Origin of the sequence: Nitrospirillum amazonense (assembly GCF_007828035.1) — a bacterium.
Classification (GTDB): Bacteria; Pseudomonadota; Alphaproteobacteria; order Azospirillales; family Azospirillaceae; genus Nitrospirillum; species Nitrospirillum amazonense.
This window is the reverse complement of the sequence record NZ_VITV01000021.1, coordinates 17,537-28,018: the sequence shown is the minus strand read 5'-3', so window position 1 is coordinate 28,018 and position 10,482 is coordinate 17,537. Positions and strand designations below refer to the sequence as shown.

Sequence of the window (10,482 nt, the reverse complement as noted above, 5' to 3'; positions counted from 1 at the left end):
GGGACGGCGGAAGTGCCCATTCCCTTTTACATAAGCGAAACCCATTGGTGATCGGTCGCTACCCGGGCCCACCCTACCCAAAAGGGTAAGACGGGGCGGGCCGCATGCCCACGCCGTGGCCCTGTCTGGCCGCAGCTTCTCCCTGGTGCGCCGCTGCTTCAGCGACGCCCGCTTCCGTAACGAAGACGGCGTGAACCGCGCGACCCTGTACCACCCACTGGCGCGGGAGAACGCCCCCGCTGTGACGGGCTACTCCTTGCGGTAGCGCAGCAGCCAGATGACGGTGGCGATCTGGGACAGGACGGCGATGGTTGTGAACCACTCCACCATGATGAAGCCGGCTTGCCCGCGCACCAAGTCCTCTGTCGGCAGGTTCCATACCAAGATGAAGGCCGCCAGACCCGCCAAGACCTCGAGGCATAACACCAGCGTCAAGAGCGTACGCACCAGGTTCTGCATTTGTGCAGGCATCTTCCCCCAGAAGATCAGGCGGAAGGCGTACAGCAGGAACCAGACGAACAGTAACGCGGGCAGACCTACGGGATTGAGAATGTCGAAAGGATCGGCATGCGCCCGGATCTGTAGGGACGCGGCAATACTGGTGGCCGCGAAGACGATGCCAGGCAGCGCCAAGCCCAATGTGAGATAGTAGCCGGTGGATGGCCGGCGCCATGTGGGACGTGGCGCGGCGCTGGATATCGTCGATACGCCCATCCCGCCCTCCTCACTCCTTGCGGTAGCGCAGTAGCCAGATGATGGTGGAAATCTGGCAGAGGGCGGCGGCCAGGGTGAAGACGGTCACCAGGACGCTGCCCCCAACACCGCCGGGCTGGGTGAATAGCAAGCCCAAGGCGACGACTGTAGCTACGACCTCGACCGCGAAGATGGTGCTGAGCAACAGGCGAACCAGGCCCTGGGTCTGGCTGGGCACGCGGCCCCAGAAGATCAGGCGAAAGCCGAAGACCAGCGCCCAGCTGAACAGGAAACCCACCAGCCCCGCCCCATCCAGCGCTTCCACCGGATCAAGCTGCGCCCGCAGCTTGATCGAACCGTCCAGGCCGATGGCCAGGAAAGTGATGCCAACCACCGCGAGCGCCAGGTGGAAGAGATATCCAGGAGAGGGGCGCCGCCAGGCCGGGGCGGAGTGGGTGTCTGTCATCATTTGTGCACCGCGACGCTGTGAACCTGAAGACGGCGGGCTATTTCATGCAGGGCCGATTCATCGCCCAGAATCTCTTCCCGGATCATAAGGAAGCCGGAGCCGACACCAGCAGCGCGGGGGGCGACCTCCAGCGTCATGCCGGCATGGATCTGCTTGGCGCGAAGTTGGGACCGCAAATGAGCACGCTCCGCAATCTGCGCATACCGCTCCGCGCGGGAGGCATTGGCGGTGCGCGCGGCCAGCGTCTCCGCCGAACGGGCGGTCGTCAAGTCCGCCTGCAGCAGTTCCCGCGCCTCCGCCAGTTCCTTGATGGCCTTGGGGCCACCGACGACGATGTCAGGCAGGGTCATGACCGTCGCGATGATGCGGTATTTCTCGGTGTGCTGCTTGAAGGCCTCGGCCCCCTCGTCGTTGCCGGCCAGTTCCATGCCATAGGCGGTGCCGTCGGCCACCAGCAGGAAGACGCCGCCCACCAGGCCGGCCACACCCAACACGCCCAGCCCGGTGGGGATGAGCGCGATGGAGGCCGCGACGCACAACACGTCCAGCGCCACGCCCAAGGCGTCATCGCCGTGCGAGGTGAACATGCGGTTGAAGACGCGTCCCACGGCCTGACTCATGGCCAGGTCGGCCTCGCTCTGTGCGATGGCGGCCTGGCCCTGGGCCTCCATGCACCTCTCTATGAAGGCCTTCACCCGATGCCAGAAATCGGGCGGCGGCTGATGCTTGGGTGGCGGAGCGGGAATGTGGCTCCACTGGAAAACGAAGATGTCACCAAAACCGCCGGCATCGCGCGTAGGGCCGCGCAGTGGGTAGACATAGCCGTTGGTGGCCCAGGAAATGCCGACCCCGGGACCGCACACCTTGTCGACATAGGCGCACAGGCAGGCCGTGGCCTCGGTCTCATTGCGGAACGGCCCCCAGTCACTGTTCAGAACGACTGCCATAGCGTTTCTCCCACTCTTCTATTTCTGCCGAAAGCAGCCTCTACTGCCGCTTACTGTCTTCCGGGTGTAGGTATTCGCCGAGACTAGGCTCCGGCGAGCATTCTGTTCCCTGCAATACATATAAGTAATCGTTGGAACGATCGGCCACCTTGAAGCACTTCTTATATCCGTGAGCCGAAGCCCATAGATCTCCGGCAAATATCCCAAGAACCATGATCGTTATAAAAGCGCCGATGGAAATCTGGATGATCCGAATTTCCATAGTCATCGGCTTCTTATATTTTCTAAAGATCGCGACATACATCGCAATTCGGATGCCATACAAAAACGGCCCAGCAAAGAAACAAAACACATATCTGCTAAAGAGGACGTGGTCGGCACCACCGTCAAACACCAAAAGATCCGGATAGGACGCCCAGATCAACCAGATGCAGACTACAAACAAGATATCGAGAAAGTAAAAACGCCAGGTGCTTAGCGTCGCTTGCCCTCGATCCCGCCCCCGACGATGAACACCCAGGGCAGACATCATCTCATTCTCCGTCCACGACTCTGGGCGAGAGCCGGAATTGCGGCTTCATCATCCGTGTTACGGCGCGAGCGATCCCAGGCAACTATCAGAGGCTTGAAGCCACGCGGGCGGCTGCCCGCCCGCGTGGCCGCTCAAGCGATCGATCAAGCCGACTTGGTGGTGGCCAGGTCGTAGGAGGCGATGATCGGGGACTGCGGGTTGTGCTGGCTGTCGTACGGGGTGTACTTCATCTCCACCTTGGTGAAGTTCAGCACGATCTGCTCTTCCGGACGGTCGCTGGAGGCAGAGATGTTGTAGGACGAGATCAGGGTGTTGGTCAGGGTGAACTCGATGTAGGTGTCGCCGGGGTTGCCGCTGGTGACGATGTGGATCTTGGCGGTCACACCCGAACGGCCGCTGCAGGCCTGGGAGAACAGCTTCACGGAGGAGCTGTCGCTGGTCTTGGTCAGCACGACTTCACGCACCGACGGCTCGGAACCTTCGCGGTTGGCGGTGGCGCCGGCCAGGGTGTTCATGGACCGGGTCACGCCCCACTGCAGGGTCTTGATGTCGGTCCACTGCTGGTGGTTCTGCTGGGTGGCGTCGCCGGAGATGCCGTCGATCTGCAGGTAAATGGGCATTCGTAGTTCTCCTCACTTCATGGACTTTGGTTGAACGCGGGTTTGCGTCGATGCACCGGACTGGCGGGCGGCCAGCGGCCGGTGCGGTAGGTACGGTGCGCCGGGTGACCCCAAGCGGCTTGGGTCCGGGCGGTGCCTTGGCGGCTTATTCCGCCGCGGACTCCACCATCGGCCTTTCGGCCAGTGGCACCGTTTGGATGTCGATCCGGAAATCCCCGGCCTCGTCATCCCAATCCACGGTCGCGGCGGCGACGGTGCGCCGGGCGGCCAGGGTTTCCAGAAGGCGCTTGGACAGCGCCGGCATCAGGCTGCGCGACAGCACATGGTCGATGGCGCGGGCCCCGACGTCGCTTTCGCCGCACCGGGCCACCAGCCGTTCGATCACCGCCGGCGACACGGACAGGGCGGCGCCATAGGTCTGCTCCACCCGCTGGCGCAGGCGGCCCAGCTGCAGGCCGACGATGTCGCGCAGGCGCTCCGCCGTCAGCGGCAGGTAGGGCACCACCGTGACCCGGCCCAGGAAGGCCGCCTTGTAGTGCTTCAGCAGTTCCGGATGCAGGGCAGCCGTCAGGCCGGCCAGATCCGGCAGGGTCTCGCGGTCGGCGGCCAGGGCCGTCAGCAGATCGGACCCGGCGTTGGACGCCATCAGGATGGTGGTGTTGCGGAAGTCGATGTCGCGGCCTTCGCCGTCGCGCAGCACGCCCTTGTCGAACACCTGGTAGAAGATGTCCTGCACGCCGGGGTGCGCCTTTTCCATCTCATCCAGCAACAGCACGCCGTAGGGCCGACGGCGCACCGCCTCGGTCAGGATACCGCCCTCGCCATAGCCGACGTAGCCGGGGGGCGACCCCATGAGGAGGGAGACCTTATGCTCCTCCTTGAACTCCGACATGTTGATGACGGTCAGGCTCTGTTCCCCGCCGTACATCATGTCGGCCAGCGCCAGGGCGGTCTCGGTCTTGCCCACGCCGCTGGGGCCCGCCAGCAGGAAGATAGCGGGCGGCTTGCGTGGGTCGGCGATACCGGCCCGGGCGGTATGCAGTACGTCGGCGATCAGGTGCAGGGCGTCGTCCTGACCCACCACCCGCTGGCCCAGGCGCCCTTCCAGGCCCAACACCGTCTCAATCTCGCTGGACAGCATGCGGCCCACCGGGATGCCGGTCCAGCGCGCCACCACCTCGGCCACAGCCTGCGCGGTGACGTCGTGGTGCATCAGGGGCTGCTCGCCCTGATAGTCCGTCAGGTCCTGGTGCAGACGGGCGTGGCGTCCGCGCAGGGCGGCCACGTCGGTATCGCCCTGCGCCGTTTCCAGCGAGCCCCGGACGCCGACGATTTCGTCGATCAGGCGGCGTTCCTCCGTCCAGCGCCGGTGCAGGTCGGCCTGGCGCACCTGGGCGTCGGCCAGCCGTTCGTCCAGGGCGGCGATGGCGTCGCCATGGTCGGCACCCAGCGCCACCTCCCGCAGCAGGGACGCCTTTTCCGCCTCCAGCCCTTCCGTCTCCCGGGCCACGGCGTCCAGCACCTCGGGCCGGCCGGCCTGGCTCATGGCCACCATGGCGGCGGCCGTGTCCAGCACGCTGACGCACTTGTCGGGAAGCTGGCGCCCGGTGATGTAGCGGTGGGACAGGTGCACGGCCGCCCGCACCGCCGCATCCAGGATGCGCACGCCGTGGTGCTTCTCCAGCGTCGGGACCAGGCCGCGCATCATGGCGATGGCGGTCGCCTCGTCCGGCTCGCCCACTTTCACCGGCTGGAAGCGCCGGACCAGGGCGGCGTCGCGCTCGATATAGCGCTTGTATTCCGCCCAGGTGGTGGCGGCCACCATGCGCAGCGCGCCACGGGCCAGATCGGGCTTCAGCAGGTTGGCGGCGTCACCCTGCCCCGCCTGGCCGCCGGCACCGATCAGGGTGTGCGCCTCGTCCACGAACAGGATGATGGGCTTGATCGAGCCCTTGACCTCGTCGATCACGCCCTTCAGGCGGTTCTCGAACTCGCCCTTCACGCCGGCGCCGGCCTGCAGCAGGCCCAGATCCAGGGTGCGGATGCTGACCTCGCGCAGGGCCGCCGGCACCTCGCCCGCGGCGATGCGCAGGGCCAGGCTTTCCACCACGGCGGTCTTGCCCACGCCGGCCTCGCCCACCAGGATGGGGTTGTTCTGGCGGCGGCGGGTCAGGATATCGATCACCTGCCGCACCTCGGCATCGCGGCCGGTGATGGGGTCGATGCGGCCCTGGGCCGCCTCCGCCGTCAGGTCGATGGTGTAAGCATCCAGGTTGGGCGTGCGCCCGCCGGGCTTGCGCGGGGCCTGGCCATCGGCGGCGGCACCCTCGGGAACCTCGGTCTCGATCAGGGCGTCCAGCGCCTGCGGGTCGATGGCTTCCAGCGCAGCGGCCAGATCGCCAAAGGCCAAGGCGCCCTTATCGTCGGCCACCAGGGCCGCCAGCAGGTGCAGGGGCGACACCGCCCCGGCCTTGAAGCGCAAGGTGGCCAGGAACCAGGCCTCACGCATCAGCGAGACGACGCGCGGCGAGAAGGCCGGGGCGCGGCTGCTGCCGGTGCGGCAGCGGGCCAACCCACGGTCAAGCGCGCGCTCCAGCGCCTCAGGGCCCAGGCCCACCTTGGGCAGCGCCTGGCGCAGGCCGGTGTCCGGCCGGTCGAGCAAGGCGTGCAGCCAGTGCTCGATCTCAATCTCATAGTGGGTTTTGGCCATGGCACCGCCCGCGGCGGCTTCAAGCGCCCGCCGGGCCGCGGCATCCAGCCCATCGACCAGCGTCCTTAGATCCATCGAATCCATTTCAAGACCCGCGCTTTTGGTTGACGTATTCCCCTACCCCCATCGTCCGACCCAGGTCCGCCGATGGCATGACTGCAAAAATAAAACTCGAACGGCAATTGGAACTTACCCAATAGTTATAGTATCAAATTTTCCATCTGTTATTATGCCATTCATGTAACATTACATTAATAGAACGGCATTACTTCCGATATATGCTCCAGGTGATACTAATCGGTATCATTGATACTAATGATGGCGTCGTCCGGGTCGTGCAGCATGGGCAGCGACGCCAGCCAGCTGTCGTAGCCTAGGCGCGGGCCCGTGCCGTCCCGCCCGTCCAGCTGGCAGGGGGGCACTTCCTCCCGGTGCAGCACCAGTTGCACGTCGAAGCCGAGTTCGGGCCCGGCATAAAGACGCGCCAGCTCCACCAAGCGCCTCAGCCCCGGCCGACCCGGCAGATGGTCCATGAACTGGCGCCGCGTCAGGGGGCCCAGGATGATGCGGAATTGGCCCTGCACGTCCCACATGCGGGCACCGGCCACGGCATCCACCCCCAGGCGGTTGTATGCGGGCGCCTTTCCCCCCAGGCGCAGGCACGTCTGCTCCTCCGCCGGAATGGCGATCCAGCGGCCGGCGAACTGCTGCACCTTGACGGGCAGGCCGCAGGCGTCGGCCAGCATGCGCTCCAGCGAGATGGCGGCGCGCGGCTGCTGGCTGAACAGGCCGGCATAGTAGACCGCCACCTCATCCCGCACCGACAGGCGGCCGCGCAGGTGACCAGTGCCAAAGCCGGCGATGCCGAACAGGGCGGCCGTGGCGGCGTCCCCGCCTTCCAGCCCGCGATGCTCATACAAGGCGGGCAGGCGATAGCGCCGCCAGGCGCGGAACAGCAGAGTGGCGATGCGGTCGTTGAACAAATCGAGGAAGGCGGCGAAGCCAGGCGTGCGATCGCGCAGGCTGCGGATGGCCGTCTCGGTATAAGCCTGCGGCAGGGCCGAGACGGGCCCCGTCAGGGTCATGACGTTCAGATCCAGCCGGGCGGGCGCCGCCGCCTCGCCCTCTTCCCCGCCTTCCGTCAGGTGAGGCAGGTGCAGGCGCTGGATCTCATGCGCCGGGAAGCACAACGATTGGTGCGCGGCGAACCGGATGGGCAGCTCATCCTCTTCGGCCAAGGCTCCGAACTGCCGTTCCAGCAGCTGGATGGCGCGGAACAGGTCGAAGCGGAAGGGCTCATGCCGCAGCATGTCCAGCAGGGCGGGCGAACCGCTGAGCGTCGGCAGGGGCACGATGGCGTTCATGCCGTCACCTTGGCGCCGATCCGGGCACCCCAGCGGACCAGCGCCTCTTTCCGGCCCTTGGCCCGCACCGTCAGCCGGGTGAAGGAGTTGATGGAGGTGTAGAGGGCGAAGAAGCGTTCCAGCACTGCCGAGGGCAGGTAGATGCCCATGGCGCCCGCCCGCTCCGGGTCCATCACCAAGTCGATGTCCACGCCCCGGCACAGGGCGGCGAAGTCGGCGTGCGGCGCCCGGGCCGTGGCGCGGCGATAGCCGATGCCGGTGACGCTGTCGATGATGGCCCGCGTCTCCGGCGTGTCCTTCAGGTCGTAAAGCTTCAGCAGCTCCCGCAACGCCGCCGCCCCGCCCTGGCCGTCCCTGCCCCCTTGGCCGTCGATCAGCGACAGGTGGTTGAGGTTGAGGTGGGAGATCAGGCGCCAGCGGGCGCCGTCGCCCGTTTGCGGCCGCACCACCGCCGTGGGCGGCGTCAGGCAGGTGACGCCGGCGATGGGCCCGCCCTCGGTCAGGTGCATGCGCGGATGGCCGCCACCGAAGGGCAGCTGCGCCGGCAGGTCGCGATTGAAACACAGCGTCTCCACGCTGACCGTCCAGTCGGGCGGGGCGTTGGGGTTGAGGCCCAGATCGACCAGCGACAGGTACATTTCGCTGCTGGCATCGCGTCCGCCCCGGGGGCGGCGCATGGCGTGCCAGAAATGCTGGTGGCGCGATGGATCGGCGCCGTGATGGTTGCCGTAGAGGGGCAGGAACTCCGCCTTCTCCCCCCGGGGGGAAGAGGCCCGCACCCGCTCGATGGCATAGATCTCGCGCGCCTCCGGCCGGCGGGCGTCGGCCTGCACCAGATACTCAGTGGCGTCATGGCCCAGGATGATGGGCTCGGCTGACTGCCGGAACAGGTTGACCACCGGGGCGCAGCCCAGGGCGAACACCTGGGGGCGCACCAGCCGTTCCCCCTCGGTCCACACGCGGTCGAGGTAGAGGTAGACCTCCATATGCTGGCCCACCCCGCGCAGGGAGCGCGCGCTGAGGCCGTGCAAATCGACGAACAGGAACTTTTCCGGAAAGGTGAACAGCTCGCTCAGCAGGCGGTAGCCCAGGAAGGACTGGGCGCCATAGGGCACCATGCCGTCCTCGGGCTCGAAGCCCACCGGCGTCAAATGGTCGGGGCCCAGTTCCACGGGGTTGGGGTCGTTCACATCCTCCACCACCGCCATGCCCACGACGTTGTTCAGCAGCAGCTCGTGCAGGGTGAACGCCACCTCCGGCGGGCCGGAGAGGAACAGGCGCAGGCGATCCACGCCCAGGTCGGTCAGGCCCTGCCCTTGCGCGGTGGAGCTGATCTTCAGCCGCAGCACCGACTTGGCCTGGCGGGTGGACGCCACCAGGGGGGCCGCCGCCGGCAGGGCCGCCAGGCTGGCCGCCGTAACCTCCACCGGCCAGATCTCGGCCGGCATGGTGGTCTGAAAGCGGCAGGCCTCGCCCCGCACCGCCTCCGTCTCCACCTGGGCGCCGCGCGGCACGGTGAAGCTGCCCGTCAGTTCCGGCGCCGCCTTCATCTGCACGATGGCCATGGAGGGCAGCGGCGTCACGTAGTGGGGATAGAGCACGCCCAGGAGCGCGTCGGTCAGTTCCGGGAAATCGTCATCCAGCTTCTGGCGCACCCGCGCCGTCAGATAGGCGAAGGATTCGATCAGCCGGGCGACGTGGGGATCGTCCACCGTGGTCGGGCTGATGCGCAGGTTGCCCGCCACCTTGGGATGCTCACCCGCGAAGCGGGTCGCCGCCCGCCGGATGGCCGCCAGTTCCTGGTTGTAGAAGGACAGGAAGGTGTCAGGCATGGGGGTCGCCCTTGATCAGGAAGGTCTGGCTGACGGGATCCAGCACGGATTCGAAGACGATGGGCTCCGGCGACGGGTCCAGGCGGATCACCGCTTCCACCCGGAAACGCAAGGTGCGGTCCAGGTTGCGGCCGCCGTTCAGCAGGGTGACCGCAACCGACGACAGGCGCGGCTCGAACTCGCGGATGGCCACCTCCAGCGCGCGACCGAAGGCGGCCTGGCGCTCCGGCGCCGCCATACTCATGGCCGTGAAGTCGGGGATGCCATACTGCAGGGGGGAGCGGTGCAGCTCGCCGACATCATTGCCCAGCTTGCCCGGCCGCCGCCGCGTGTTCAGCATGGCCTCCAGATCCCGGCGGATGGAGTTCTTGAGCTGCGACAACGCCGCGTTCCAGCCCAGGCTGCGCACGGCCGGCCCTTCCACCGGCTGGATCAGCCGGTCGAGGACGGAGGGCACGATGGTGGCGGGCTGTTGCGCCGGCATGGCTTACGCCGCCTCCACATCGGCCTGGGTTTCATCGAAGCGCAGGGTGGTGAGGTCGGCCGCACCCACGGCGTCGTCGCCCAGCAGGAAGCAGCGCTGGCCCCGCCCCAGGATGGCGCCGTGCCGATCCACCCAATCCGTCAGGCGGCCCAGCCGGTGCTGGTCGGCCAGGCCATCGGCCCCCGCGCTGGCGTAAATCATAGGCATGTACAGGCTGCCGGCCGTGCCGTCGCGCAGGGTCAGGCGCACGGGCCGCCAGATCAGGTCGGACAGGCGCTTGGGCGGCGCAAAATCCAGGCCCAGAACCTCGTCAGCGTCCACCCAGAAATACTTGCCATCGGCGCTCAGCATCTCCAGCAGGCCGCCGCAGGTGTCGTCCAGGTCGCGGAAGTCGGTGAAGGCGGCACCCTTGTGCTGGCCGGTGGGGGCTCGGCGCAGCGTCTCCGCCTCCGCCAGCGTGGCGGCGGCCCCCTGCGCGTCCCCGGCACGGGCCTTCACGCCCGCCTCCAGATGCAGGCGGGCGGCGGCGGTGATGTCGGTCAGGAATTCCGGCGGACGACCCTCGCGGTACCAATCCTGGCGCGCCGTCTCCGCCCGGATCAGCTGACGCAGCAGCGAGACCGGCACCATGGAGCCGGGGTCCTGGTTCAGCACGACGGACAGCTGATTGTCCGCCCGCTCCAGCTGTCCCGCCACGCACAGGATCTCCGCCAGCAGATAGCGGGTACCGGTGTCGGTGGGCGCCTTCTGCACATGCGCGGTGGCGGCGGACAAGGCGCCGAACAGGTCGCCGGCCTCCAGGGCGTCGGTGATGGCGGTTTGGCTCATGGG

General features: G+C 67.1%; 11 protein-coding genes. 1 reads left to right on the top strand and 10 read right to left on the bottom strand.

Translation table 11 applies throughout. From position 1 onward, the window contains the following. The first annotated feature begins 115 nt into the window (after positions 1-115). Positions 116-265 carry a hypothetical protein gene (locus tag FBZ87_RS29415; RefSeq protein ID WP_186455048.1) on the top strand — a complete coding sequence of 50 codons (150 nt, stop codon included), beginning with the start codon at positions 116-118 and terminating at the stop codon, positions 263-265. Here FBZ87_RS29415 and FBZ87_RS28790 read toward each other — a convergent pair. From FBZ87_RS28790 to FBZ87_RS28745, 10 genes are all read right to left on the bottom strand, one after another. Then, entirely contained in the window at positions 250-714 is a 465-nt protein-coding gene (locus tag FBZ87_RS28790) for a hypothetical protein (RefSeq protein ID WP_145614001.1), read from the bottom strand. The genes FBZ87_RS29415 and FBZ87_RS28790 overlap by 16 nt on opposite strands. A 10-nt stretch (positions 715-724) precedes the next feature. Then, positions 725-1,162: a hypothetical protein gene (locus FBZ87_RS28785; protein ID WP_145614000.1), complete on the bottom strand. Its 438-nt coding sequence runs from the start codon at positions 1,160-1,162 to the stop codon at positions 725-727. Beyond that, the gene (locus FBZ87_RS28780; protein WP_145613999.1) at positions 1,159-2,109 is read right to left on the bottom strand and encodes a hypothetical protein; all 951 of its coding nucleotides are present in this window, start codon (positions 2,107-2,109) and stop codon (positions 1,159-1,161) included. Before FBZ87_RS28780 ends, FBZ87_RS28785 begins: the two co-directional genes overlap by 4 nt. A gap of 40 nt (positions 2,110-2,149) precedes the next feature. Next, complete coding sequence (locus tag FBZ87_RS28775) at positions 2,150-2,641, bottom strand: hypothetical protein (protein WP_145613998.1); 492 nt, start codon at positions 2,639-2,641, stop codon at positions 2,150-2,152. A 143-nt stretch (positions 2,642-2,784) separates the two neighbouring features. Continuing rightward, positions 2,785-3,261, bottom strand: a complete 477-nt coding sequence (locus FBZ87_RS28770; RefSeq protein ID WP_040848882.1) for an Hcp family type VI secretion system effector — start codon at positions 3,259-3,261, stop codon at positions 2,785-2,787. Positions 3,262-3,406: 145 nt separating this feature from the next. After that, positions 3,407-6,055, bottom strand: a complete 2,649-nt coding sequence (tssH, locus tag FBZ87_RS28765; RefSeq protein WP_145613997.1) for a type VI secretion system ATPase TssH — start codon at positions 6,053-6,055, stop codon at positions 3,407-3,409. Positions 6,056-6,264: 209 nt separating this feature from the next. Beyond that, complete coding sequence (gene tssG / locus FBZ87_RS28760) at positions 6,265-7,335, bottom strand: type VI secretion system baseplate subunit TssG (protein ID WP_145613996.1); 1,071 nt, start codon at positions 7,333-7,335, stop codon at positions 6,265-6,267. After that, a complete protein-coding gene (gene tssF, locus FBZ87_RS28755; RefSeq protein ID WP_145613995.1) occupies positions 7,332-9,167 on the bottom strand; it encodes a type VI secretion system baseplate subunit TssF in 1,836 nt (611 codons plus the stop codon). The genes tssG and tssF overlap by 4 nt, the downstream gene beginning before the upstream one ends. Next, positions 9,160-9,651: a type VI secretion system baseplate subunit TssE gene (tssE, locus tag FBZ87_RS28750; protein WP_004273669.1), complete on the bottom strand. Its 492-nt coding sequence runs from the start codon at positions 9,649-9,651 to the stop codon at positions 9,160-9,162. Before tssE ends, tssF begins: the two co-directional genes overlap by 8 nt. Positions 9,652-9,654: 3 nt before the next feature. After that, a complete protein-coding gene (locus FBZ87_RS28745; protein ID WP_145613994.1) occupies positions 9,655-10,479 on the bottom strand; it encodes a type VI secretion system accessory protein TagJ in 825 nt (274 codons plus the stop codon). Between the last annotated feature and the right edge of the window lie 3 nt (positions 10,480-10,482).